At 71.6% G+C, this 24,221-nt stretch carries 20 protein-coding genes and 1 pseudogene; 8 read left to right on the forward strand and 13 right to left on the reverse strand.

The window, feature by feature from the left end; translation table 11 throughout:
- From CCN51_RS05805 to CCN51_RS05815, 3 genes are all read right to left on the reverse strand, one after another.
- Positions 1–405: class I SAM-dependent methyltransferase (locus CCN51_RS05805; RefSeq protein WP_143675731.1), on the reverse strand; the 405-nt coding region annotated here is incomplete at its 3' end.
- A 49-nt stretch (positions 406–454) separates the two neighbouring features.
- On the reverse strand, positions 455–1,084 hold the full coding sequence (locus tag CCN51_RS05810; protein ID WP_319637745.1) for a mycothiol-dependent nitroreductase Rv2466c family protein: 630 nt from the start codon (positions 1,082–1,084) through the stop codon (positions 455–457).
- Between the two features lie 175 nt (positions 1,085–1,259).
- Entirely contained in the window at positions 1,260–2,477 is a 1,218-nt protein-coding gene (locus CCN51_RS05815; protein WP_014175630.1) for a S8 family peptidase, read from the reverse strand.
- A 434-nt stretch (positions 2,478–2,911) separates the two neighbouring features.
- Here CCN51_RS05815 and CCN51_RS05820 point away from each other — a divergent pair, with 434 nt between their 5' ends.
- The 3 genes from CCN51_RS05820 to erm all read left to right on the forward strand — a co-directional run bounded on the left by CCN51_RS05820 (position 2,912) and on the right by erm (position 6,457).
- Complete coding sequence (locus CCN51_RS05820; RefSeq protein WP_014175631.1) at positions 2,912–5,131, forward strand: MMPL family transporter; 2,220 nt, start codon at positions 2,912–2,914, stop codon at positions 5,129–5,131.
- 134 nt (positions 5,132–5,265) lie between these two features.
- Positions 5,266–5,418: a hypothetical protein gene (locus tag CCN51_RS55715; protein WP_014175632.1), complete on the forward strand. Its 153-nt coding sequence runs from the start codon at positions 5,266–5,268 to the stop codon at positions 5,416–5,418.
- Between the two features lie 268 nt (positions 5,419–5,686).
- Complete coding sequence (gene erm, locus CCN51_RS05825; protein ID WP_043489832.1) at positions 5,687–6,457, forward strand: ErmE/ErmH/ErmO/ErmR family 23S rRNA (adenine(2058)-N(6))-methyltransferase; 771 nt, start codon at positions 5,687–5,689, stop codon at positions 6,455–6,457.
- 7 nt (positions 6,458–6,464) lie between these two features.
- Here the strand turns inward: erm and CCN51_RS05830 are convergent, their stop codons facing one another.
- The 5 genes from CCN51_RS05830 to CCN51_RS05850 all read right to left on the reverse strand — a co-directional run bounded on the left by CCN51_RS05830 (position 6,465) and on the right by CCN51_RS05850 (position 11,588).
- Positions 6,465–7,478: a CDP-alcohol phosphatidyltransferase family protein gene (locus tag CCN51_RS05830; protein WP_014175634.1), complete on the reverse strand. Its 1,014-nt coding sequence runs from the start codon at positions 7,476–7,478 to the stop codon at positions 6,465–6,467.
- Positions 7,479–7,629: 151 nt separating this feature from the next.
- Positions 7,630–8,463 (reverse strand): putative RNA methyltransferase, encoded by an 834-nt coding sequence (locus CCN51_RS05835; protein WP_014175635.1) that lies wholly within the window; start codon positions 8,461–8,463, stop codon positions 7,630–7,632.
- 64 nt (positions 8,464–8,527) lie between these two features.
- The gene (locus CCN51_RS05840; protein ID WP_014175636.1) at positions 8,528–9,847 is read right to left on the reverse strand and encodes an ABC transporter substrate-binding protein; all 1,320 of its coding nucleotides are present in this window, start codon (positions 9,845–9,847) and stop codon (positions 8,528–8,530) included.
- Positions 9,847–10,680, reverse strand: a complete 834-nt coding sequence (locus CCN51_RS05845; RefSeq protein ID WP_043489834.1) for a carbohydrate ABC transporter permease — start codon at positions 10,678–10,680, stop codon at positions 9,847–9,849. The genes CCN51_RS05840 and CCN51_RS05845 overlap by 1 nt, the downstream gene beginning before the upstream one ends.
- Positions 10,681–10,694: 14 nt before the next feature.
- The gene (locus CCN51_RS05850; RefSeq protein ID WP_014175638.1) at positions 10,695–11,588 is read right to left on the reverse strand and encodes a carbohydrate ABC transporter permease; all 894 of its coding nucleotides are present in this window, start codon (positions 11,586–11,588) and stop codon (positions 10,695–10,697) included.
- 335 nt (positions 11,589–11,923) lie between these two features.
- Here CCN51_RS05850 and CCN51_RS05855 point away from each other — a divergent pair, with 335 nt between their 5' ends.
- The gene (locus tag CCN51_RS05855; RefSeq protein WP_043489836.1) at positions 11,924–12,808 is read left to right on the forward strand and encodes a phosphotransferase enzyme family protein; all 885 of its coding nucleotides are present in this window, start codon (positions 11,924–11,926) and stop codon (positions 12,806–12,808) included.
- 87 nt (positions 12,809–12,895) lie between these two features.
- Here CCN51_RS05855 and CCN51_RS05860 read toward each other — a convergent pair whose 3' ends face one another.
- On the reverse strand, positions 12,896–13,660 hold the full coding sequence (locus CCN51_RS05860) for a 3'-5' exonuclease (RefSeq protein WP_014175640.1): 765 nt from the start codon (positions 13,658–13,660) through the stop codon (positions 12,896–12,898).
- A gap of 166 nt (positions 13,661–13,826) precedes the next feature.
- Here CCN51_RS05860 and CCN51_RS05865 point away from each other — a divergent pair, with 166 nt between their 5' ends.
- Both CCN51_RS05865 and CCN51_RS05870 read left to right on the forward strand, forming a co-directional pair.
- Positions 13,827–14,570: a FadR/GntR family transcriptional regulator gene (locus CCN51_RS05865; protein ID WP_014175641.1), complete on the forward strand. Its 744-nt coding sequence runs from the start codon at positions 13,827–13,829 to the stop codon at positions 14,568–14,570.
- A complete protein-coding gene (locus CCN51_RS05870; RefSeq protein ID WP_014175642.1) occupies positions 14,567–15,427 on the forward strand; it encodes an ABC transporter ATP-binding protein in 861 nt (286 codons plus the stop codon). The genes CCN51_RS05865 and CCN51_RS05870 overlap by 4 nt, the downstream gene beginning before the upstream one ends.
- Here the strand turns inward: CCN51_RS05870 and CCN51_RS05875 are convergent.
- The 4 genes from CCN51_RS05875 to CCN51_RS05890 all read right to left on the reverse strand — a co-directional run bounded on the left by CCN51_RS05875 (position 15,373) and on the right by CCN51_RS05890 (position 19,499).
- The gene (locus CCN51_RS05875; RefSeq protein ID WP_014175643.1) at positions 15,373–15,897 is read right to left on the reverse strand and encodes a hypothetical protein; all 525 of its coding nucleotides are present in this window, start codon (positions 15,895–15,897) and stop codon (positions 15,373–15,375) included. The genes CCN51_RS05870 and CCN51_RS05875 overlap by 55 nt on opposite strands.
- 65 nt (positions 15,898–15,962) lie before the next feature.
- Positions 15,963–17,240 carry an SAV2148 family HEPN domain-containing protein gene (locus CCN51_RS05880; RefSeq protein WP_063647533.1) on the reverse strand — a complete coding sequence of 426 codons (1,278 nt, stop codon included), beginning with the start codon at positions 17,238–17,240 and terminating at the stop codon, positions 15,963–15,965.
- Between the two features lie 65 nt (positions 17,241–17,305).
- Positions 17,306–18,637: a copper amine oxidase gene (locus CCN51_RS05885; protein WP_014175645.1), complete on the reverse strand. Its 1,332-nt coding sequence runs from the start codon at positions 18,635–18,637 to the stop codon at positions 17,306–17,308.
- A gap of 55 nt (positions 18,638–18,692) precedes the next feature.
- Positions 18,693–19,499: a hypothetical protein gene (locus tag CCN51_RS05890; protein WP_014175646.1), complete on the reverse strand. Its 807-nt coding sequence runs from the start codon at positions 19,497–19,499 to the stop codon at positions 18,693–18,695.
- 233 nt (positions 19,500–19,732) lie between these two features.
- On the opposite strand from CCN51_RS05890, the gene glgX reads away from it, so the two are divergent.
- Together glgX and treY are read left to right on the forward strand one after the other, a co-directional pair.
- A complete protein-coding gene (glgX, locus tag CCN51_RS05895; protein WP_014175647.1) occupies positions 19,733–21,889 on the forward strand; it encodes a glycogen debranching protein GlgX in 2,157 nt (718 codons plus the stop codon).
- Between the two features lie 127 nt (positions 21,890–22,016).
- Positions 22,017–24,221 (forward strand): annotated as a pseudogene (gene treY, locus CCN51_RS05900) (malto-oligosyltrehalose synthase); the annotation flags it as partial.

Consider the following 24,221-nt stretch of genomic DNA (forward strand, 5'->3'; position numbering starts at 1 on the left):
CGGTGCGAGGTGGCGGGCGGCGTTGCGGAAGCACGCGACCTGCTCGGCCTGGGTGAGCAGATTGGAGATGGTGTTGTAGACGAGATAGACGAGCTGGAACGTGCCGGGAGCGTCGGCGGTCGCCATGTCGCCGACGACGACCGGGATCGTCGTGTCGTCCGCCTTCGTACGCAGTTGGTCGATCATCGGCTGCGACATCTCGATGCCGGTGACCGGCACGCCTCGCTGCGCGAGCGGGACGGCCACACGGCCGGTGCCGATGGCGAACTCGAGGGCCCGGCCGCCGTCGGCGAGTTCGGCGAGGCGGTCGACGGTCGGGTCCAGAACCTCCGGGGCGAACATACCGGCGCCGGGGGTGTCATAGCTCTGCGCGGTCTCGACGTCCCAGATCTCGTCCTGTCGCATGCCGCCAAGGATTTCCCGAGCGCGCGAGCGGCGTCCACAGATTTATTGGTCAGCTGAAGTCCAAGTCCCCCGTCCGCGTCCGCTTGAGCTCGAAGAAGTCCGGGTAGCCCGCGAGCAGCCGGGCGCCGTCGAAGATGCGGAGGGCGTCCTCGCCGCGCGGGATGGAGGAGAGGACCGGGCCGAAGAAGGCGACGCCGTCGATGTGGAGGGTCGGGGTGCCGACGTCTTCGCCGACGGGGTCCATGCCGTCGTGGTGGCTCTTGCGGAGGGCTTCGTCGTAGGCGGTGCTGGTCGCGGCCGAGGCGAGGTCGGCGGGGAGGCCGACTTCGGCGAGGGCTTCGCGGATCACGGCGTCGGCGTCCTTGTTGCCCTGGTTGTGGATGCGGGTGCCGAGCGCGGTGTAGAGGTCGCGCAGGACCTCTTCGCCGTGGTGCTGCGCGGCGGCGATGCAGACGCGGACGGGGCCCCAGCCCTTGGCCAGCAGGTCGCGGTAGCGCTCGGGGAGGTCTTCGCGGCCCTCGTTGAGGACGGACAAGCTCATGACCCGGAAGCGCAGGTCGAGGTCGCGCAGGCGCTCGACCTCCAGGATCCAGCGCGAAGTGATCCAGGCGAAGGGGCAGATGGGGTCGAAGTAGAGATCGACCTTGATGCGAGTGGTGGGGATAGCGGTGGTGGGGATAGCGGTGGTGGCGTCCGCCGCATTCGAAGGTGTGTTCACACTGGGACTCTAGCCGTGGGGCGGCCCGGAGCCGTGGGCCACTTGTACCCGCGCTCCGTGGGCCATTTCCCGTCGAGTGATGAGGCCGCCGCGCTCCATGGGGGATGAGCGCGGCGGCCACGGGGTCGTACGGGTCCTACTCGACTATCTTCAGGAGCTTGTTCGGCGTGCCCGCGCCCGGGTTGGAGATCTTGTCCGGGGTCGCGCCCGTGGTCAGCGCCTTGGCGACGTCGGCCGGGGTGGCGTCGGGGTGGCCTGCGAGGTAGACCGCCGCGGCGCCCACGACATGCGGGGTGGCCATCGATGTGCCGGAGATGGTGTTGGTGGCGTCGTCGCCGGTGTTCCAGTCGGAGGTGATGTCCGAGCCGGGGGCGTAGATGTCCACGATGTCGCCGTAGTTGGAGAAGTCGGACTGTTCGTCGGTGTCCGTGCTGGAGGCGACGGTGATCGCGTCCTTGACGCGCGCGGGCGAACCCTGGCCGGCGTCGGTGGACTCGTTGCCGGCCGCGACACCGAAGGTGACACCGGAGTCGATGGCCTTCTGCACGGCCGCGTCAAGCGCGTCGTCGACACCGCCGCCGAGGCTCATATTGGCGACGGACGGGCCCTGGTGGTTCTCGGTGACCCAGTCGATTCCCGCGACGACCTGTTCGGTGGTGCCCGAGCCCTGGTCGTCCAGGACGCGGACGGCGACGATCTTGGCCTTCTTGGCGACGCCGTGGTCGGCACCGGCGATGGTGCCCGCCACGTGGGTGCCGTGGCCGTGGCCGTCGTCCGCGTCGTCGTCGTTGTCGATGGCGTCGAAGCCGGAGGTGGCGCGGCCGCCGAAGTCCTTGTGGCTGATGCGTACGCCGGTGTCGATGACGTACGCGGTGACGCCTTCGCCCGCGCTGTCGGGGTAGGTGTACTTCTTGTCGCCCTCGGTGTCGGCCTGGTCGATGCGGTCCAGGCCCCAGGACGGCGGGTTGTCCTGGGTGGCGTCGATCGTGAAGCGGTGGTTCTGGACGACCTTGGCGACGGCCGGGTCGGCGGCCAGCCGCTTGGCCTCGGTCTCGGTCAGGCCGCTGGCGGAGAAGCCGTTGACCGCGGAGTCGTAGCTGCGGCGCAGGGTGCCGCCGTAGCGCTGGGCGAGGTCCTTGCCCGTGCTCTGCGCCTTGATGGTCTTGCCGCCCTTGAGCAGGACGATGTAGCTGCCCTTGACGGTGTCCGCGGACCGGGTGCCGTAAACCGTGCCCTCGGCCGGGGTGGTGGACGCGCCGGCCGGGACGGCCACGAAGGCGCCGGCTGCCACGGCGGCGGCGACGGCGGTGGCCAAGGTGAGTCGACGCGCGTTGAATCGCTTGTGAACTGCCATGACGAGGGATCCTCCTCGTGTGGTTGTGGGGGGAAAGTTCGTCTTGCGACAGCGCCGGAGCATCGGTGGGGACCCGCTCCGGCCTGACTGGAAACCCTGGCTGATTGACGCGCTCAATTCAAGATCCTCGGCCACGTGTGACGCAGGCAACTTCACTGATCTCATGAGGCGTTGGCGGTACCAGTCGGGCGGTCGCGGGCTTTTTACGTGTAAGGGGCCTCATTCTCGGGGGTAGGGCTAACCCCCCTCCTTTCGGTGGAGAAGGCCGCCGGACGGTTCACCGGACAGCAGGATGGGATGGCACCCCCGCGCCCCATAGCGTCATGCCGAGGTCGGCGGCAGCGAGTCCGCCATCGCATTGGGAGATCTGGGGAAGAGGGGGCGTCGTGGCGGACACAGGCCGCTTGGACAGGCCGCATGGAATCGCGGCCCGCATGGGCAGTTGGAGTGCCCGGCACCGATGGACCGCGGTCGGCGGGTGGGTGCTGCTCGTCATCCTCGCCCTCGCCGTCGGGTCGATGGCGGGTCGGGTGGACGTATCGGACGGCGAGGGCATGCCGGGTGAGTCCGGGCGTGTTCTGAAGCTTCTGGATGAGGTCGGCATTGAAGACCCGGCCGGTGAAACCGTGCTCATCCAGGCGAAGGGCAAGGGCGTCACGGCGAACGACCCGGCGTTCCGCTCCGCTGTCGACGGGGTGATCAAGGCCGTCCAGGACACGGGTCAGGTCACCGGCGTCACCTCGCCGTACGAGACGAAGACGATCTCCGCGGACCGGCGCTCCGCGCTCGTCCAGTTCGATATGCGCGGCGACCCCGACAAGGCCACCGACCACGTCCAGCCCGTACTGGACGCGGTGAAGAAGGCGCAGGGCGACCACAAGGACCTGCGGATCGAGCAGTTCGGTGACGCGAGCGGCCAGAAGGCGTTCGACGACGCGTTCGGTGACGACTTCCAGCAGGCCGAGTACTCGGCGCTGCCCGTGGCCCTCGGCATCCTGCTGATCGCCTTCGGCGCGCTGGTCGCCGCCCTGCTGCCGGTCCTGCTCGCGATGACCGCGTTCCTGGCCACCACCGGTCTGGTGGCGGTGGTCAGCCACGCCGTGCACATGAGCGACACCGCCAACTCCGTGATGCTGCTGGTGGGTCTCGCGGTGGGCGTGGACTACTGCCTGTTCTATCTGCGGCGCGAACGCGAGGAGCGGGCGGCGGGCCGGGACGCGCAGACCGCGCTGCTGATAGCCGCCGCCACCTCCGGCCGGGCCATCCTCGTCTCGGGCTTCACCGTCATCGTGGCGATGGCGGGCATGCTCTTCACCGGCATCGCCGAGTTCAAGGCGATGGGCCTGGCCACCCTGCTGGTGGTGGCCGTGGCGATGATCGGCTCGGTGACGGTGCTCCCGGCGCTGCTGTCGCTGCTGGGCGAGCGGGTCGAAAAGGGCCGGGTGCCGTTCCTGGGCCGGGCCAAGAACCGGAGCAACGGCGAGAGCCGCTTCTGGCGTGCGGTGCTGGGGCGGGTGCTGCGCAAGCCCAAGCTGTCGGTGGCGCTGGCGACCGGTGTGCTGGTCGCCGTGGCCGTCCCGGCCGTGGGCATGAACACCGCGAACCTCACCCTGGACCAGGAGTTCGGCAACTCCCTGCCGATCGTGGCCGCGTACGAGCACATGGACGAGGCGTTCCCCGGCGGGCCCTCACCGGCCCAGGTGGCCGTCAAGGCCGATGACATCAACGCCGCGCCGGTGCGCGCCGCGATCGAGGACTTCCGCGACGAGGCCGTCGCCAAGGGCGCCTCCAAGGGCCCGGTGAAGGTGACCGTCCACGACCGCCAGAACCTCGCCGTCATCGAGGTGCCGCTGGTCGGCGGCTCCGACGAGACCAAGAGCGAGAAGAGCCTGAACATCCTGCGCGACACGGTGCGCCCGGACACGCTCGACAAGGTGGACGGCATCGTCGACGCCCCGATCGGCGGCTCCACGGCCCAGTCCAAGGACTTCAACGACAAGCTCGGCTCGGCCGTGACGCCGGTCTTCGCCTTCGTCATCGTCTTCGCCTTCCTGCTGATGCTGATGTCCTTCAGGTCGCTGACGATCGCCATCACCTCGATCGTGCTCAACCTGCTGTCGGTGGGCGCCGCGTACGGCGTACTGACCGCCATCTTCCAGCACGGCTGGGGCGCGAGCCTGGTCGGCGCGGAGGGGGTCGGGGCGATCCTGTCCTGGCTGCCGCTGTTCCTCTTCGTGATCCTGTTCGGGCTGAGCATGGACTACCACGTCTTCGTGGTGTCCCGGATCCGCGAGGCCCGGATGGCCGGGCGGACGACCAAGGACGCGGTGGTGCACGGCGTGGTCACCACGGCGGGCGTGGTCACCAGCGCCGCCGTCATCATGGTCGCGGTCTTCGCGATCTTCGGAACGCTGTCGATGCAGAGCATGAAGCAGATGGGCGTGGGCCTCGCGGCCGCGGTGCTCATCGACGCCACCGTGATCCGCGGGGTGCTGCTGCCGGCCGTGATGTCGCTGCTCGGCGAGCGCAACTGGTACCTGCCGCGCTGGCTGCAGTGGCTGCCGGACCTCACGCACGACGAGCCGGCCGCGGCGGCGGCCCCGGTCGCCGGGGCGGAGCCGGAGCCGGAGCGTAAATCGGTTGCGACCCGCTAGGACGGGTCCTTACGGTGAGCCGGTCGCGTGGCCTTCGTGCCGCGCGGCCGGTTCGTGTTTTGGCGGCACGGACAGCAGGCACGACATACGCAACTCGCACACGCGATACGCACACGCGCGGAAGGCACTCACCGATGGGATCTCTGATCGGAGCGTTCATCCGCGACACCCGGGGCTCCGCCCGGGCAGCGTGTGTGAACGCCTCTGTCCTGCTCACCCGCCGCCCGCGGCGCGGCCCCGGTGCCCTGGCCGGCCCGGACGCGCCCAGCGCCTTCCCGAGCCGTTGACCGCTCGTTCCTGAGCGCTCGACACCCCTCGACAAACCGCTCGCCGCTGAGGCTTTGAAGGCTTTCTGACCCGACCCCTCACGGCTCGCTTCCGTATGCCCTCGGCCAGGGCCCCCGCCAGTCCAGGAATCACTCACTCCGGGACGGGCGGCAGGGCCCGTTCCGCGCTGCTGCCGCCCGCCCGGCTCCGAAAGGACCGCCGGCTGTGGCCCGCAAGCGAAATCCATCCCGCAATCCATCCCGAAACCCGCGCTATTCCGAACGCGATCTGGCGCGCCGTACGCTCTCGCAGAACTTCCTCGTCGACCCCGCCGCCGTCGCCCGCGTGGTGCGGGCCGCGCGGCCACGCCACGACGGGCTGTTGGTCGAGGTCGGCATGGGCAAGGGGGCGCTCACCGAAGCGCTCGCGCCGCGCTGCCGTGAGCTCATCGGCTACGAGATCGACCGCCATCTCATCCCCGGGCTGCGGCTGCGCCTGGCCGCGCACTCCCATGTGCGCGTGGTGCACCAGGACTTCCTGACCGCCCGGCCCCCGCTCGAGCCCTTCGCGGTGGTCGGCAATGTGCCCTACGCCCGCACCTCCGAGATCGTCGACTGGTGTCTGCGGGCGCCCCGGCTGACCTCGGCCACCTTCCTGACCCAGCTGGAGTACGCCCGTAAGCGAACCGGGGACTACGGCCGCTGGAGTCTGCTGACCGTACGGAGCTGGCCGGACTTCGACTGGCAGCTGTGCGGGCGGGTGCCGCGCGGCGCCTTCCGGCCGGTGCCCCGGGTCGACAGCGGGATCCTGCGGCTGACGCGGCGCCCCCGGCCGCTGCTGACGGGCGCGGCCGAGCGGGCCGCGTACGAGCGGATGGTCGAGCTCGGCTTCTCCGGCGTCGGCGGGACCTTGTACGCCTCGCTGCGCCGCGCGCACCCCGCCCGGCGGCTGGATCGCGCGTTCCGGCGGGCGGGGCTCGGCCGGGACGCCGTGGTGGCGTATGCGACACCGCGGCAGTGGCTGGTGCTGTTCGAGGAGCTGAGCGGCACGCCCGGATAACCGGTGCTCAGGCGGTGGGCTCGAAGGAGTTGAGGGTGCGGGTGAAGTCCCGGGTGGACAGCAGCAGCTTGTAGATGATGGCCAGCTCGAAGACGAGCAGCAGGACACCCGAGACGACGGTCCCCGCCAGCACCGAGTCCAGGACGGGCCCGATGATGAACACGCCCATCTGGAACTCGATACCGCTGATGAGATGGGCACGGACGCGGTGCCGCGTCAGGAACGAGCGGCACCGTGTCCACCAGGGGAAGCGACGGCGGAACTCCCGCTGCAGATCGACGACCGTGGGCTCGTCGGAGGTCTCGGGTGCGGTCACCGTTACGGCCTCGGCCGTCGCTTCCGCCCCCGCCTCGGTCGTCGTACCGCGCGCCGCCTCGGTCGTCGTGCCGCGCGCCGCCTTGGCCGCGACGGCGCGGTCGTGCTCCACATCGGCCTCGGGGTTCTCCCGGAGCAGGTCCTCCATGAAGGCCAGTTCGGCCTCGTTGTGCGCCTCGCGGGCGGCGCTCATCCGGTCCTTGATCTGCTCGCGCATCCCGTGCCGGATCTTGAACGTCTCGAGCGCGTTGATATAGCGCAGCGCGTCCAGGGACGTCACGGCGAGTGCGAGCCAGATGTAGAGCACATCCCCGGTGCGCTCGTACTGGCCGCCCATCAGCGCGACCGCGCAGACCAGGACCCGGATCCGGTCGAAGACGAAGTCCAGCCAGGCGCCGAAGACCGAGCCGGTGCCGGTCAGCCGGGCGAGCTTGCCGTCCATGCAGTCGAAGATGAAGCTGACGTGGTAGAGCAGGGCGCCGAGCAGCAGCCAGCGCCAGTCCCCCTGTGCGAAGCAGGCGGCGGACCCGAGACCCACGAGGAACGCGCCCCAGGTGAGCTGGTTGGGGGTGGCGCGGGTGTGTATCGCGGTCCAGCGGACCAGCGGTGTGGCGACCGGGTCCACGAGCAGGACGGTCCACCACGCGTCGCGCTTCTTCTCGGTGATCTGACGCACTTCGGCGAGTGGCGGTATGTCTGGGCGCATGTCCAACTTCCCGGCATTGGTCAAGAGTTCACCCGACCGTAAGGATCCGTTAAGAAAGGACACAAGGTCGGCCGGACACAACCTTTCGCCCGCGGTAACGGTCTCCCGGAGGGAGCGGGTCCATGGCACCGGCCTGTCACCCGTGCGTCTGTCAGCCGGGCCGGTAGACCGCCAGCCGGAAGGACGTGGTCACCCGCACCGGGACGGGCAGACGGGCCGCCCGGCGGCGCACCTCGGCCCCGTCGAGGTGGTGGGCCGAGGGCCCCATGGCGGCCGCGTGCTCCGCGTCCTCGGCGGTCAGCGCGACCGTACGGTCGTAGGACGCGGTGCGCTCCAGCCGGAAGTGGCCGTCCAGCGCACGGCGCAGCCGGGCCTCCTTGGCCGGGTCGACCGACAACAGGCCCATGGACGGCCTGAGTTCTCCCAGATGGCGCTCCGTGGGGGTGACCACCAGCAGCGCCCCGCCGGGCCGCAGTACGCGGCGGAACTCGCCGCCGTTGCGCGGCGCGAACACATTGAGCAGCACATCGACCGAGCCGGTCCGTACGGGCAGCGGCCGCCGGAGGTCCCAGCGGGCGGCGCCCGCGCGCGGATGGGCCCGCCCGGCGCGCCGCAGCGCGTACTTGGAGGTGTCCAGCGCCAGGCCGACCGCGCCGGGGGCGGTGTCGAGCACGGCGGACAGGTAGTAGCCGGTGCCCGCCCCGGCGTCCAGCACGGTGCCGCCGGGCGGGCACAGCGGCGCGGCGAGCTGTGCGAGGGCGTCCGCGAGACCCGCGTAGTGCCCGGCCCCGAGGAACGCGGCCCGGGCCTGGACCATGGCGGCGGTGTCGGCGCTCGCGGTGGCCCCGCCGCCGACGAGCAGGCTGGCGTAGCCCTGACGGGCGATGTCGAAGGCGTGGCCTCGGGCGCAGCCGAGCGCCCCGGCGCGGGGCCGGAGGCCGTCGCCGCACAGCGGGCACAGGAGGGCGTCGAAGGGTTCGGCCACGGCCGCGACATTAAACGAGACGAGACGTCTCGTGCAACCGGGGCGGCCGTGCCGACCACCGCGCCTATCTCTGGTAGCGGGCGAGCACCAGGTTTCCGTCGTCCACCAGTCGGTCTCTCAGCTCCTCCATCCCGATCTCGCCGCCGTAGTACTCCTGCAGCCCCGGCGTGGCGATCTTGTCCTTCCACTCCGGATAGCCGCGCACCGTCTGGGCGGGCGCCGGGCGCAGCGCGGGCGCCAGGGCGGTGCCGGTCGCCCAGCCGTGCTCGCGGGTGTGCAGCGCGGGGTCGGCCAGGGCGCGGGTGCCCGTCGGCAGCAGCCAGTCGCCGCGCGCGAGCCGCACCATGTTGCGCGGCCGGAGGAAGAAGTCGATGAAGCGGGCCGCCTCCTCCTTGTACGGGCAGTCCTCGGCAATCGACAGCGTCTGCGGGCTGACGCCCTGCCGCTGGTCTCCCCCCGGCCCCGCGGGCGCCGGGAGGACGGTCCACGCGAAGCCCTTGGGTGCCTGCTGCACGAGCTGCTGGCGGTACGAGAAGCCGAGCGGCACCATCGCGTACTTGCCGCCGAAGAAGCCGGGCAGGGTGTCGGAGCCGCCCATGCCGAGGGTGGTGCGGGAGCCGGTGCGATCGGCACCCAGCTGGCGGTGGATGACGGCGGGGACCGCCTGCTCGGCGGCGTCGAAGCGGATGGTGACCTTGCCGTCGGCGCCCCGGTGGAAGAGCCGGCCGCCGGTGGACAGCGACAGGTTGAGGGTCGCGGAGACGGGCTCCTTGAGCGGCCAGGCCACCCCGTATGTGCCCTTGCGGGTCAGCCGCCCCGCGACCTCCTCGAACTCCTCCCAGCTCCATGGGTCCCGCGCGGTCGGGATACGCACCCGCGCCGCTTCCAGCAGGGCGCGGTTCGCCATGATCATGCGCGGCTCCTGGAGGAACGGCACGCCGTAGATGCCGTCGCCGAACGTCGCGGTCCCCCAGCTCTCCTGCGGGATGTCCTCCTCGAGGCGCCGGGGCAGCAGACCGGTGAGGTCGGCCAGCGAGCCGCCGTACGCGAAGTCCGCGAGGTCGTCGGTGGCATCGTGGATGATGTCGGGCGGCTCACCGCCCTCGAAGGCGGTCAGCAGCTGGTCGTGGACGCCGGTCCAGCTGCCCTGGACGTAACTCACCCGGATCTTCGGGTTGGCCGCGTTCCACTCCGCGACCAGCTGTTTGTTCACCGCGATGGACTCCTGCTGCCAGGCCAGCGACTGGAAGCGCAGGGTGATCGTGCCATCGGCCGAGCGGCGGCGCCGGTCCGCCGAACAGGCGGACAGCAGCGCGGCGGCGGGCGGCAGCGCGGCGGTGGCGGGTGCGGCCAGCGCCCCGGCGAGGAAGTGCCTGCGGCGCATCAGTGCTTCACCGCCCCGGCCAGCACGCCGCCCGTGATCCGCCGCTGGAGGACGGCGAACAGGACGAGGGAGGGGATCGTGGCGAGCAGCGCGGCGGCGGCGAGCGGACCGAGGTCGGCCACGCCCTCCGCGCCGATGAAGTGGGTGAGGATGACCGGCATGGTCTGCTTCTCCGGCGACTTGAGCAGGACCAGGGCGAAGAAGAACTCGTTCCAGGAGGTGATGAAGGCGAAGAGGGCGGTGGCCACGATCCCCGGGGCGAGCAGCGGGGCGGTCACCGAGACCAGGATGCGCGCCTTGCCCGCGCCGTCCACGGCCGCGGCCTCCTCCAGTTCGCGCGGCACGGCGCGGACGTACCCGGTGAGCATCCACAGCGCGAACGGCAGCGCCCACACCACGTACACCGCCACCAGGCCCGCGAGGGAGTCGATCAGGCGGAGGTTCTTGAGGATCAGAAACAGCGGGATGATCACCAGCACCAGCGGGAACGCCTGGCTGACCACGACCCAGCCGGTGGCCGCGCGGGACAGCGGGGACCGGTGGCGGGCCATGACGTACGCCATCGGGGTCGCGAGGGCGACGGCGATGACGGCGGCGCAGACGGCGGCAATCAGGCTGTTCGCCGCGGCCTGGAGGAGCGGCTGCTCGTCGAACGCCTGGCGGAAGTTGTCCAGGGTGGGGTGGTCGGGGATCCAGCGCGGGTCCAGGGTCGCCAGCTCGCGGGGCGGCTTGAAGGCGGTGGACATCAGCCACAGGAAGGGCAGGACGAGAAAGGCCAGGTAGCACAGCAGCGCGAGGTACTGCCCGGCACGGGCCGTCCGGCGGGTGCCCATGGTGCCCGTGCGCTTCACCGGTCGTCTCCCCTCAGCCGCCCGACCAGATACACGGCGAGCAGTACGGACACCACCGCGACCAGGACGCAGCCCATCGCCGCCGCATAGCCGAACTGGCCGTAGCGGAACGCCTCTTCGTACGCGAAGAGCATCGGCAGCCGGGTGCGGCCGCCAGGGCCGCCGTTGGTCAGGACGTAGACCAGCGCGAAGGAGTTGAGGTTCCAGATGAAGCTGAGCGCGCTGATCGCGAGGGCTATCGGCCGGATGGCGGGCCAGGTGACGGTGCGGAACCGGCGCCAGGCGCCGGCGCCGTCCACCGCCGCGGCCTCGTGCAGCTCACGGGGCACATTGGCGAGCCCGGCCAGCAGCGCGACGGTCACCTGCGGCATGCCCGCCCAGACGCCGACCACGATGACGGCGGGCAGGGCGGTCGTGGGATCGCCAAGCCAGTCGTTGTCGGTGCCCAGCGCATCGCCCAACAGGCCCGCGTCGGGCTGGTAGACGAGCCGCCACATGATGCCGACGACGATTTCCGGCATCGCCCAGGGGACGATCGCGAGGGCGCGCGCCAGCCAGCGGAAGCGGAGGTTCTGGTTGAGCAGCAGCGCCAGTCCGAGCGCCAGGAGGAACTGCGGGACCGTCACCCCGACCGCCCACTGCAGCCCGATGCGGAAGGACTCCCAGAAGAGCCGGTCCTGCGCCAGGTCCTGGAAGTTGAGCAGGCCGATCCACTGGGTGGGGCGGGTGCGGCCCGACTGGGAGTCGGTGAAGGCCAGCGCGATCCCGTACAGCAGGGGACCGACGCTGAGCACGAGGATCGGTATGAGTGCGGGCAGGACCAGGAACCACGCGCCGCGACCGGGCCTCCCGTCCGGCGGTCTGTTGCCCGGCCGCGCCATTGCGGCCATCGATGTCACGGCGAAAGGCTCCTTAGGGCGCATCTCAGTGTGGCTGAATCAGGGCGCCCGGTGCGGAGGCCCACGTCATCGTGCGGAGGGTGCGCGGCGCAGTCAAGCGTTTGGATCTCCTTGGTCGGTACGGGACTTGGGCGGGCGGACCTGGGCGGCCACCGCTGGGGGGTGTCCGCGCCGCGGCCCGCACGGGGGCCTGCCGCCGTCGGCTCCCGGTCGGACGGCATGATGGGCAGGCCCCAAGGCTGAGTCCGGCACAAAGAGCGAGCCCGGCGCAGGCGGGGAGACAGCGGCGCGGTACACAGAGGAGGCACGGTATGGGGAACGCGGCGCTGACCGAGGAGCGGGCGCGCACGGTGCTCGCCGCCGCGCTGCCGCCGTACCGGGCGGGCACCGCCGAGGCGCGGCTGCTGGCGCTCGGCGAAAACGCCGTCTTCGCCGTCGACAGCCTGTCCCTCGTGGTGCGGATCAGCCGCGATCTGGAGGTGTGGGACCGGGCCGCGCGGGAGCTCCAGGTCGCCGACTGGCTGGCGCGCGAGGGCCTGCCGGCGGTGCGCCCGGACCGACGCTACGGCCCGGAGCAGCCCCTCCCCTTCGGCGGCCACCTCGTCACCTACTGGCAGCAGCTCCCCGAGCCCGTACGCCCCGCCGGCCCGCGCGACCTCGGCGCGCTGCTGCAGCTGGTGCACGCCCTGCCCGACCCGCCCTTCGAGCTGCCGGGCCGCGATCTGCTGGGCGGCGTCGAGCGCTGGCTGCGGCTGGCCGGGGACGCGATCGGCCCGGCGGACGCGGCGTATCTGCGGGCCCGCCGTGACGAGGCCGCGGCGGCCGCCGCTGAGCTGACCCCGCGGCTGCCGCCCGGGCCGGTGCACGGCGACGCGCTGCCGCGCAATGTGCATATCGGCCCCGACGGACCGGTGCTGGTCGACCTGGAGACCTTCTCCTACGACCTGCGCGAGCACGACCTCGTCGTCATGGCCCTCACCCGGGACCGCTACGGGCTCGGCCCGGCCGCGTACGACGAGTTCGTGGCGGCGTACGGCTGGGATGTGCGGGAGTGGGACGGCTGCGCGGTGCTGCGGGGCGCGCGCGAGATCGCGAGCTGCGCCTGGGTCGCCCAGCACGCACCGGGAAATCCAGCCGCACTCGCCGAATTCGGCCGCCGGGTGGCCTCCTTGCGGGACGGCGATCCCACGGTCCGCTGGTACGCGTTCTGACCGGCCGCCCTGAGGGGCGGCGTGCCGAAGAGCCGCCGCCCTGCCAGGGCTTGCCGCACCGCCAGGGCTTGCCGCACCGCGGGGCGGTCAGCCCGCCACCGCCTCCGCCCCCACCTCGGCCTTGTCCTCGACCCCGACCTCGACCTCGACCTCGTGGAGCGGCCAGCGGCCGTCGACCACCGCGTCCGGCGTGCCCTTGCGGCGCAGCCAGTCCTGGAAGTCGGCCGCCCATTGGGCATACCAGACGACCTGCTTGCGGTGCAGCTCCCACAGGTCAAGACCCGCCACCTGGCCGTGCCGCTCCGCGACCGCGTAGGCGACGTGCACCGCCGCCAGCGCGTCCGCCCCCGCGTCATGGGCGCGCTCATGGACCACCCCGTACTCCCCGCACACCGCCTCCAGTGTGCGCTTGCCCTTGCGATACCGGTCGACGGCCCGGTCTATCGTGTACGGATCCACGACCGGGCCGGTCTCGGCGCCGCCCAGCCGCTCGCCCAGCGAGGGCAGCCCATGGCGCCGCAACTCGGCGGCGAGCAGACTCAGATCGAACGCCGCGTTGTACGCCACCACCGGCGCGCCCGCCTGCCAGTGGGCCACCAGAACGTCCGCTATCTCGTCGGCCACCTCGCGCGAGGGGCGCCCCTCGGCCGCCGCCCACTCGGTGGTGATGCCGTGCACGGCCACGGCATCGTCCGGAATGGTCACCCCCGGATCGGCCAGCCACTCGCGCCGCCCGACCGGCTCCCCGCCCCTCACCTCGACCACGGCCGCCGTCACGATCCGCGCCTCCCCCGGGTCCGTGCCCGTGGTCTCGAGGTCGAATCCGATCAACAGCTCCCGGTGCCAGCCCATACCGGCCCTCCTTCACTTCCCCCTGGTGTGCACCACCCTCCCACGCACCACTGACAACGCCCCGGGCCCGGCGGGGCGATGAACCCACTGGGGAGGCAAGTCCTCAGACGTCTGAGGACTCGTGTTAGAGTCCCCGCCGTCAGACATGATCGGGAGAGGTGGGGGCATGGCGGAGCCGACCCGGCTGCGGCACGGGCCTGTCGTACCGCAGGTCGAAGGCGCGCTGCGGGACATGCTGCGCGAGGGGCGCTGGGAGCCCGGCGAGCGGCTGCCCAACGAGGTGATGCTCGCGGCCGAGCTGGGCGTCGGCCGCTCCTCGGTGCGGGAGGCCGTACGGCTGCTGGCCCGGGACGGTCTGCTGGATGTGCGCCACGGCTCGGGCACCTTCGTCACCCGGACCGAGCGTGAACAGGCAGGGGCGACCGACGCGGCCGGGACGGCCGGGGAGCTGGACCTGCGGCACCTGCTGCGCCGCGCCCGGCTGCTGGAGGTCTACGAGGTGCGCCGGGCCCTCGAGGTGGAGGCCGCCCGGCTGGCCGCGCGGCGGACCCGCCCCGAGGACATCGCCCGGCTCACCGCGGACCTGAAGCGACGGCAAGAGGCCGCCGGAGCCGGGCCCGCCGCCTTTGTGGACGCCGATCTGGAGTTCCACCGGACGGTCGTCGAGCTGTCGGGCAACGCCGTGCTGCTCGGCCTGTTCACCTCGGTACTGCCGGTGCTGCGCGAGGCGCTGGTCGAGATGGTGACGTACGAGACCGGGCTGCCCGATCTCTCCTGCGCCCACGCGGATCTGCTGGACGCCCTGGCGCGCGGCGACGCCACGGCTGCGATCGCGGCCACCACCCGGCACCTGGAGGCCGTCATGGCTCTCGTCGATCCCATCAGCCCTGCCGGGGAGGAGGTGCGATGACCGGCTCTCCCGTGCTGCGGGCCGAGGACGTCGACGTCGTACGCGACGGCCGTTATCTGCTGCGGTCGATCTCACTGACCGTGTGCGAGGGCGAGCACTGGGCGCTGCTCGGCGCCAACGGCGCGGGCAAGAGCACCCTGCTCGGCCTGCTCGGCGCGCTGACCCACCCCACCCGGGGCACGGTGCAGGTCCTGGGGCACACGCTGGGCCGGGTGGACCTGCGGGAGCTGCGCACCCTCGTCGGCCATGTCAACCCCCGCCATCCGCTGCGCTCCCCGCTGCGGGTGCTGGACGTGGTGCTGACCGGGCTGACCAACACCGTCGAGGCCGTTCCGCGCCGGCGGACCGAGCCCGGCCGGGTGGAGCAGGCCGAGCGGCTGCTCGACACGCTCGGGGTGGACGCCCGGCGGGACGCCCTGTGGCCGACCCTGTCCCAGGGCGAGCGCGGCCGGGTCCTGATCGCCCGGGCGCTGATGCCCCGCCCGCGTCTGCTGCTGCTCGACGAGCCGGCCACCGGCCTGGACCTGGCGGCGCGCGAGCAGTTGCTGGACAGCCTGGACGCGCTGGCGCGCGACCATCCAGAGCTCGCGACCGTCCTGGTGACGCACCATCTGGAGGAGCTTCCGGCCGGCACCACGCACGCCCTGCTGCTGCGCGAGGGGCGGGCCCTGGCCGCCGGGGCGGCCGACGAGGTGGTCACCACGGAGCGGATCAGCGCCTGTTTCGGCCACCCGGTCCGTATCACCCGCACCGAAGGCCGCTGGACGGCCCGCACCGGCCGGCCCCGTACCGGCGGCCCCCTTCAGCCGGCCACCAGCGCGGCCATGGCCGCCGCCGACTCGGGGGCCAGCCGATAGATGCCCTGGACGCTGTGGGAGCGCTTCAGCTCGCCGTCCTCGACGTGCTTGATGCAGCGCTCGCCCCGCCGGGAGCGGTAGGTCAAGGAGGCCAGGAGGTCGGGCGGCACCGCCCGGTCGAACCGCAGGGGCGATCCGGGCGGGCCGAGCAGCACCTCGCTCACCCCGCCTCCGGCCTTCAGCACCCGCCAGCGCAGCACCCGGGCGTAGTCCTCGTCGGTGGTCAGCTCGCCGACCGTGTCGTACGGAAGGATCCGGCCGACCTCCATGCGGCCCAGCGCCCACAGCCGCTTGCGGAAGGCGCGCACGGGGTAGATGTGGTCGCCCTCCTTGACCCCGGCGCGCAGGAAGCTGGGCATCGACTGGAACGGCCCGCCGAAGAGGATCACCAGGCGCTCGCCTTCGTACCCCTCCTTCTTCAGGTACGCGCACAAGTCGTTGGTCCACAGCATGGTGTAGGCATCCGGCATGCCGGGAGGCTATCCGCCACCACTGACAGCCGCTGTCAGCCGCTGACAGCCGCTGACAGTGCAGGTCAGGACACCGGCCGGGAGTCCGCCCACACGCTCTCGAACTCCTCCCGGTACGTACCGAACAGCCCATTGTCGCCGTCGCGGCTCAGATCCTGTCCGTCCCGCACCACATCGTGCCCGCGCCCGCCGCCGCGCAGCACCAGCACCGGGGCCTCGATGCCCCGGGCCTTGCGCAGATACGACTGGACGACGGCCAGGCCGTCGGAGCCGTCGCCGTTGACCAGGTAGGCGGTGAAGCGCGGGGTCTCGTCGAAGACATGGATCTCGAACGCGTCGGGGTCGCGCAGCCGGGCGCGCACCCGCCGCATATGGAGGATGTTCATCTCCACCGACCGGCTCATCTCGCCCTTCTTGAGCCCCAGCTCGCGCTCGCGCCGCCGCACCGCGCTGCTGGCCGGGTTGAGGAACAGCAGCCGGGCCCGGCAGCCGGCCTCGGCGAGCCGGATCAGCCGGCGGCCGGAGTAGTTCTGGACCAGGAGGTTGAGCCCGATGCCGACGGCGTCGAGGCGGCGGGCGTTGCCGAACAGGTCCTCGACGGGCAGCTGCCGCTGCAGCCGTACGCGGTCGGGGTGGACCCCCACGACGTCCGCGTACCGGTCCCCCACCAGGTCCTCGACGGCGTCGATGGGCAGCCGGTCGGCGGAGGGGGTGCCGGTGCCACTGCCGAGGATGTCCAGGAGCCGGGCGGAGGCGCGCTCGGCCTGGGCCAGGACGGTCACGGACAGGGCCCGGTTGCGGGAGACGACGTTGCGGGCGACCTCCAGCTCGTCCAGAGCCAGTTCCACCTCGCGCCGGTCGTCGAGGTACGGCTCGAAGCAGGGCCAGTGCTGGACGAGGAGTTCGCGCAGCTGCGGCAGGGTGAGGAAGCTGAGGACGTTGTCGTCCGCCGGGTCCAGCAGATAGCCCTTGCGGCGGCTCACCTCCCGTACGGCGACGGCGCGCTGCACCCACTCCTGCCCGGCGGGACCGGCCGCGGCGACGACCCAGTCGTCGTCGTGGACCGGCTCGTAGATGGGGCGGAGCACGGCGGCCACGACCGCGCGCAGCCGCTGCTCGACGAGGTTCAGCCAGATGTAGGCCCGCCCGGCCCGGCGCGCGCGGGTGCGCACCTCGGCCCAGGCGTCGGCGCCCCAGTCCAGTTCCGCTCCGATCTCCACCGGCTGTACCAGGGAGACCGCACCGGGGGGTGTGTCGGTGGCGCTGTCACCCCCGGGAACCGCGTCCCCAGAAGGCAGCTCCAACCCGCCCGAGCTCACCTGTGCACCGCCTCCCGCCCCCATCCAACGATCACCGCAGACTACTGCGGCGGACGGGGGCGGTGCAGCTCGATCGATCGACCTTACGGTCAACCTTCTTCTTCTGTATGGCCGTTGTGATCAGACAGTGCAGAAGGCGTGAGCGGATTCATAGCGGTGACGTCCCGGGGAGAGAGCTGGAAGCCCTGCCAGTGCACCGGCATGGGCTCCTGGTCCTCATCGCGGGCGATGTGGTGGAACCCGATGTTGACCCACACGATGGGGTGCTTGAGGGTCTGGCCGTTCACCCATTTGTCGACGCTCTTGCCCACGCTGCAGCTGCGCGGGTTGTGGCTGGCGAACTGCTCGCATTTGTTGTACTCGGTGAAGTAAACATCGTGCTTGGTGTAGCTGCGGCCGGGGAACTTGCTGGTGTGGCCGGGCACGATCTCGTAGCTGCGCGGATGGCCGTCCTTGTTCTTGCCCGCGGTGGACACGACCCGCCACCAGCGCTGGGCCGCGGCGTCCCCGGCCAGTTCCTTGGTGACCTGGGTGCGGGTGGTCTTGGTCTTGGGCTTCTGGCCGGTGGCCGTGGTGGTCTTGGAGTCGTACTGCTCGACCTTGCTCTTCGAGGAGCCGTCGAGGCCGAAGTTCAGCCGCCAGAAGACGTTGTGGGCATGGCTGGTGGCGTAGTCCTTGGCGCCCTTGCCGATCGGCCAGCCGCGGCCGTCGCCCGCGTCGTAGTCCATCGGGGAGAGCGTGCCGGTGGCGCCGACCTGCATGGTCATGGTGCCGTCGCCGGAGAACCGCCACTCGGTGATGTACTCGTACCAGCCGACCATGTTGACGGTGTAGAGGAGCAGGTCCTTGCCCTGCCGCTGGTAGACCTTGTTGCCGTCCGGACCGCCGCCGCCCATACGGTAGGCATGGCCGCGGGCGCGGGTGGTGGCGCACAGACCCTTCACATCCGGGTGATCCGGGTCCCATGCGCCGGGGACGCGGACGGTCTTGATGGTGCCGCCGGGGCATTCGGCCGGGTCGAGCTGTTGCAGCTCCTGGGCGAAGGGCTGCCCGGTGAGGTCGTCGTACTCATTGGAGCCGTCGTCGTACGGCACATGAATCTGGCCGAGTTTCGCGCTGGTCAGCACCTTGATGGGGGCGGCCTCGCCCTTGGGCTGATACGAGACGTCGTCGAGCACGAGCCCGGCCTTGCTCTCGTAGTGCCAGCACATGCGCCAGGTGGTGCCGCCGTCCAGCTTCTGTTCGATCCGGTACGCGGCCGAGCAGTCGGCCGCGGCGGCCGGGGCCTTCGCGGGCGCCTTCGGGGCGGCCTGGGCGGAGCCGGCCGGACCGGCGGCGACGCCCGTGACCCCGATGAGCGCCGAGGCGCCGAGGGCCGCCGCGACCCGGGCGCGGGCACGGCGAAGCCTTCTTTCAGGCATAGAGGTACTCCTGTGATGAGCGTAAAGGTGTGCGAAAAGGAGCGCGCCGAGGCCGTCAGCCCAGCCGGTGGACGGTGCGGTCGCTCAGGTCGATCACCAGCTGCCGGGTGTCGATCCACTGCCCGTTGACGACCCTGGTGAACAGCCGTACGCAGCGGTGCTTCCCGCAGTCCGCGAGGGCGGCCGGCCCGGCGTTCTCCTCGTCGACCCGGTAGACGAAACCGGTGACGGTCAGCTGGTCGGGACCGGTCAGCGCTCTGCTGGTGGCGTCCTTGTAGTCCCGCTTGAGGCCGTCGCCGAGCTTGTCGGCGATCAGCAGCCGCGCGGCCTCCCGCGCCTCGTCGCGGGTCGGCGGCGGCTGGACGCCGTGCTGGGTTTCGGTGTCTGCGACCTTGCCGGAGGCGAGGTCGACGGTCTTGATGACGTAAGCGTCGTCCTTGTAGTCGTAGTACGAGACCTCGGCGCGGCGCGGCGGGTCGGCCTGTGCCGCCTCCTCGGGAGACAGCTCCGCGAGGTCGGTGGCCAGCCGCTGCGGGCCCTTGCCGCCGGTGACGTTCTCACCGCTGTCGCGGAGGTTCCGGCCGAGCGCGAGCTGTTCGGCGCGCTTCATCTCGTCGTCCGTGAGCGGATCCCGGCCGGTGCCCGTCTTCCCCTGAGTAGGGGCGGACTCCACGACGGCGGGCTGCTGCCGCGCCGACCCGCCCTGCTCGGCCGTCGAGCTCTGCGGGCCGCCGTCGCGCCCCGCTGCCGCGCCCTTCTCCTGGCCGGACGCGTCGCTCGGAAGCGTCACCCCCACCATCACCGCAGTGGCGGTGACCGCGATGGCCGCACCGGCCACCACCTTGCCCAGGTGGCGGTGCATTACTGTGCGCACATTCTCCCCCAAACACCCCTCAGGTCGCATGGGACCGCATACCGGGAGATCCAGTATGCGGAGTCACCCCGTAGGACGAACCGATCTCGCCGCAGGTTGCCTCCGTTTCCAGGAACTTGTGGCGAAAGTGCTACGCCAGGGCGTGAGTTGGGCAAGGATTCCTCCTCGTCCGGCGCCAGGGGTGCTCGCGGGCCCCGGGGCAGAAGTGGAAGAGTCGACGCATGCAGGTCTGGCCGGGACAGGCTTACCCCCTGGGCGCCACCTACGACGGCGCCGGAACCAACTTCGCGGTCTTCTCGGAGGCCGCCGTGCGGATCGAGCTGTGCCTACTGCACGACGACGGCTCGGAGACCGCGGTGGAGCTGCGCGAGACCGACGCCTTCGTACGCCACGCCTATCTGCCGGGGGTCATGCCCGGGCAGCGCTACGGGTTCCGGGCGCACGGCCCGTACCAGCCGGAGCGCGGCCTCCGGTGCAACTCCGCAAAGCTGCTGCTCGACCCGTACGCCAAGGCGCTCAGCGGACAGATCAACTGGGGCGAGGAGGTCTACGGCTACCACTTCAACCGGCCCGAGAAGCGCAACGATCTCGACTCGGCCCCGCACACCATGGCCTCGGTCGTGGTCAACCCCTACTTCGACTGGGGCGACGACCGGCCGCCGCGCACCGACTACCACCGCACCGTCATCTACGAGGCCCATGTCAAGGGCCTCACCATGCGCCATCCACGGCTCCCGGAGGAGCTGCGCGGGACGTACGCGGCGCTCGCGCACCCCGCGATCATCGAACATCTGACGGAGCTGGGCGTCACCACGCTCGAACTGATGCCGGTGCACCAGTTCGTGCACGACCACCGGCTGGCCGATGCGGGTCTGTCGAACTACTGGGGCTACAACACCATCGGGTTCTTCGCCCCGCACAACGCATACGCCTCCTGGGGCGACCGGGGACAGCAGGTCCTGGAGTTCAAGTCGGCCGTACGCGCCCTCCACCAGGCCGGTATCGAGGTGATCCTCGACGTCGTCTACAACCACACCGCCGAGGGCAACCACCTGGGGCCGACGCTGTCCTTCCGGGGACTGGACAACGCCTCGTACTACCGGCTGGCCGGCGACCGCCGGTACTACACGGACACCACCGGCACCGGGAACTCCCTGCTGATGCGCAGCCCGCACGTCCTCCAGCTCATCATGGACTCGCTGCGCTACTGGGTGACCGAGATGCGGGTCGACGGCTTCCGCTTCGATCTGGCGGCCACCCTGGCCCGGCAGTTCCACGAGGTGGACCGGCTGTCCTCGTTCTTCGACCTGGTGCAGCAGGACCCGGTGGTCAGCCAGGTGAAGCTGATCGCCGAGCCCTGGGACGTCGGCGAGGGCGGCTACCAGGTGGGGAACTTCCCGCCCCTGTGGACCGAATGGAACGGCAAGTTCCGCGATACGGTGCGCGATCTGTGGCGGGGCGAACCGCGTACGCTCGCCGAGTTCGCCTCCCGGCTGACCGGCTCCTCCGACCTCTACCAGAGCGACGGGCGGCGGCCGCTGGCCTCCGTCAACTTCGTCACCTGCCATGACGGGTTCACGCTGCGCGACCTGGTCTCGTACGACGACAAGCACAACGAGGCCAACGGCGAGGGCAACCAGGACGGCGAGAGCTACAACCGCTCGTGGAACTGCGGGGTCGAGGGCGAGACCGACGACCCGGCGGTGCGGGCGCTGCGCGAACGCCAGATGCGCAACTTCATCGCCACGCTGATGCTCTCCCAGGGCGTGCCGATGCTCAGCCACGGCGATGAGTTCGCGCGCACCCAGCACGGCAACAACAACGCGTACTGCCAGGACAACGAGGTGTCCTGGGTGCAATGGCCGGAACGTAAAATCGCCTCGGCCGAGGCAGCCGGGACCTCCGAGGCAGACGCATCGGCCCTGGAGCTGCTGCGTTTCACCCGCTCGCTGATCTGGCTCCGCCGCGACCACCCGGTCTTCCGGCGGCGCCGCTTCTTCCACGGTCGGCCGGTGGAGGGCACCCACGACGAGCTGTCGGACATCGCGTGGTTCACGGCCGAGGGCGAGGAGATGCGGCAGCGCGACTGGCAGGCGGTGCACGCCAAGTCGCTGACGGTCTTCCTCAACGGCAGCGCGATCTCCGAGCCGGGGCCGCGCGGGGAGCGGATCACCGACGACTCCTTTCTGCTGATGTTCAACGCGCACCACGAGCCACTGGACTTCACGGTGCCCGTCGACCACGGCAAGCAGTGGCAGGTGATCGTGGACACCTCACTGCCGGAGGGCGTGGAGCCGGGCAGCGGGGCGAAGGTGGCGGCGGGCGACCGGCTGACGCTCGTGGACCGGAGCCTGCTGGTGCTGCAGCGGCCCGCGTAGCGCCGCGGGCCGGATGTGCATGTGGAGGGGGACGGGACGGGTTCCCGTTTCGGTGAAGAAACCCTCGTACGAGTGTTTGGCGGCTGCCCCGAACTGATGCCGGGTGCGTTGTGGGTACGTACGTTCTATGACGTCCGACCGCACCGTGCCCGGGTCCGCCGCGCCGACCGCCACCTACCGGCTGCAGCTGCAGCCCGCCTTCCCCTTCGAGGCGGCGGGCGCGGCCGTGCCGTATCTGGCCGCGCTCGGCGTCTCCCATCTGCACCTCTCGCCGGTGCTGGAGGCCCGGCCCGGCTCCACCCACGGCTATGACGTGGTCGACCACTCGGCCGTGCGGGCGGAGCTGGGCGGCGAGGAGGGGCTGCGCGCCCTGGCCCATACGGCGCGCGCCCATGGGCTCGGGCTGATCGTCGACATCGTCCCCAACCACATGGCGGTGCCCGCACCGGAGCGGCTCAATCGACCGCTGTGGGAGGTGCTGAAGGACGGGCCTGCCTCGCCGTATGCGCGGTGGTTCGACATCGACTGGGGCCGCCACTGCGGCAAGGTGCTGCTGCCGGTCCTCGGCGGCCCGCTCGGCGAGGAGCTGGCCGCGCTGCGGGTGGCGGACGGGGCGCTGCGCTACCACGACCACGAGTTCCCGCTGCGGGCCGGCACCGAGGGGCTGCCGCTGCCCGAGCTGCTGGACCGGCAGTGGTACCGGCTCGGCTGGTGGCGGCTGGCCCGTACGGAGCTGAACTACCGGCGCTTCTTCACCATCTCCGAGCTGATCGCGGTGCGGGTGGAGGACCCCGAGGTCTTCGCGGCGACCCATGGGAAGCTGCTGGAGCTGGTGCGCGACGGGGTGATCGACGGGCTGCGGGTGGACCACCCGGACGGCCTCGCCGATCCGGAGGGGTATCTGCGGCGGCTGGACCGCGAGGTGCGGGCCGCGGCGGGCGGCGGCCGGTGGACCGTCGTGGAGAAGATCCTCGGCCGGGGCGAGCGGCTGCCCGCACACTGGCCGGTCGCAGGCACGACCGGCTATGACGCCCTGCACCACATCGACGGCCTGTTCGTCGACCCGGCCGGACTGGAGGAGCTGACCGCGCAATACCGCGGCTTCGCCGCGCCCCCCGAAGACCTGGGCGGTGACTGGCCGGCGACCGTGCGGCGCGCCGCGCGGCATGTGGTGACGCATGAGCTGGCCGCCGAGGTGGAGCGGCTGGTGCGCACCGCCGTGCGGATCTGCGCCGCCGAACCGCGGCCGCGCGACCACGCGCCCTGGGCGCTGCGCACGGCGATCCGCGAGCTGCTGGTGCGGCTGCCGGTCTACCGCCCGTACGTCTCCCCCGACACCCCGCCGACGCGGACGGACGCCGAGATGCTGATCCTGGCGGCGAGGGACGCGCGGGCGGCGTTCGCGGTGCGGGAGGAGGCGCGGGTGGTGTTCACGGTGCGGGACGCGGCGCTCGGCAGACTGGGCGACGGGCCGCACCACCGCGACTTCTGCGCGCGCTTCGCCCAGACCGCCGCCGCGCTGCGCGCCAAGTCGGTCGAGGACACCGCCTTCTACCGCTACGCCCCGCTGCTCTCGGCGGCAGAGGTCGGCGGCGACCCGGGGCAACCGGCGGTCTCCCCCGACCGGTTCCACGCCTTCGCCGCCCGGCTGCAGACCGACTGGCCCTCCACCGGCACGGTGCTGTCCACGCACGACACCAAGCGCAGCGCGGATGTGCGGGCGCGGCTCGCCGCGCTGACCGAGTGCCCGGACCGCTGGGGGCGGCTGCTGGAGGCAGTGGCAGTGGAAGTGCGGGAGACGGCGTCGCCGGGCACCGCGGCGGCGCCCGACCCCCATCTGGCGTGGACGGCCTGGCAGACGGCGGTGGGGCTCGGGTCGCCGGACGGCGGGCGTCTGGTTCCCGCGGTGCTCAAGGGAGTGCGGGAGGCGGGGCTGCGGACGACCTGGACCGAGCAGGACCCGGCGTACGAGGACGAGGTCGCCGCCTTTCTCAAGGCGGGCCCATGCGACCCCGACCATCCGGCGTGGGCGGCGCTGGGCGGCGCGCTGGACGCCCCGGCGCGCGCCAACGCGCTGGGCGCTGCGCTGCTGCAGCTGACCATGCCGGGCGTGCCGGACCTTTACANNGGCCCATCTGGACGCGGGGCGAGAGCCGGACGGACCGTCGGCCGAGAAGCTGCTGCTGACCGCGGCGGCCCTGCGGCTGCGGCGGCGCAACCCCCAGTGGTTCGGCCCGTCGGGCGGGTACACCCCGCTGGCCGCGGAGGGCCCGGCGGCGGCGCACTGTGTGGCCTTTCTGCGAACGGACGGCGAGGGCGGGGATGGCGATGG

It is taken from the genome of Streptomyces milbemycinicus, assembly GCF_002154605.1.
Classification (GTDB): domain Bacteria; phylum Actinomycetota; class Actinomycetes; order Streptomycetales; family Streptomycetaceae; genus Streptomyces; species Streptomyces milbemycinicus.

Excerpts from the sequence above, each read along its gene's own strand:
- CCN51_RS05885 (WP_014175645.1), bottom strand. The coding sequence starts at position 18,637 with ATGCCTGAAAGAAGGCTTCGCCGTGCCCGCGCCCGGGTCGCGGCGGCC.
- CCN51_RS05820 (WP_014175631.1), top strand. The coding sequence starts at position 2,912 with ATGGGCAGTTGGAGTGCCCGGCACCGATGGACCGCGGTCGGCGGGTGG.
- CCN51_RS05875 (WP_014175643.1), bottom strand. The coding sequence starts at position 15,897 with ATGCCGGATGCCTACACCATGCTGTGGACCAACGACTTGTGCGCGTAC.
- CCN51_RS05815 (WP_014175630.1), bottom strand. The coding sequence starts at position 2,477 with ATGGCAGTTCACAAGCGATTCAACGCGCGTCGACTCACCTTGGCCACC.
- CCN51_RS05830 (WP_014175634.1), bottom strand. The coding sequence starts at position 7,478 with ATGCGCCCAGACATACCGCCACTCGCCGAAGTGCGTCAGATCACCGAG.
- CCN51_RS05880 (WP_063647533.1), bottom strand. The coding sequence starts at position 17,240 with ATGGGGGCGGGAGGCGGTGCACAGGTGAGCTCGGGCGGGTTGGAGCTG.
- CCN51_RS05890 (WP_014175646.1), bottom strand. The coding sequence starts at position 19,499 with ATGCACCGCCACCTGGGCAAGGTGGTGGCCGGTGCGGCCATCGCGGTC.
- CCN51_RS05840 (WP_014175636.1), bottom strand. The coding sequence starts at position 9,847 with ATGCGCCGCAGGCACTTCCTCGCCGGGGCGCTGGCCGCACCCGCCACC.
- CCN51_RS05870 (WP_014175642.1), top strand. The coding sequence starts at position 14,567 with ATGACCGGCTCTCCCGTGCTGCGGGCCGAGGACGTCGACGTCGTACGC.
- CCN51_RS05860 (WP_014175640.1), bottom strand. The coding sequence starts at position 13,660 with ATGGGCTGGCACCGGGAGCTGTTGATCGGATTCGACCTCGAGACCACG.
- glgX (WP_014175647.1), top strand. The coding sequence starts at position 19,733 with ATGCAGGTCTGGCCGGGACAGGCTTACCCCCTGGGCGCCACCTACGAC.
- CCN51_RS05850 (WP_014175638.1), bottom strand. The coding sequence starts at position 11,588 with ATGGCCGCAATGGCGCGGCCGGGCAACAGACCGCCGGACGGGAGGCCC.
- CCN51_RS55715 (WP_014175632.1), top strand. The coding sequence starts at position 5,266 with ATGGGATCTCTGATCGGAGCGTTCATCCGCGACACCCGGGGCTCCGCC.
- CCN51_RS05845 (WP_043489834.1), bottom strand. The coding sequence starts at position 10,680 with ATGGGCACCCGCCGGACGGCCCGTGCCGGGCAGTACCTCGCGCTGCTG.
- CCN51_RS05865 (WP_014175641.1), top strand. The coding sequence starts at position 13,827 with ATGGCGGAGCCGACCCGGCTGCGGCACGGGCCTGTCGTACCGCAGGTC.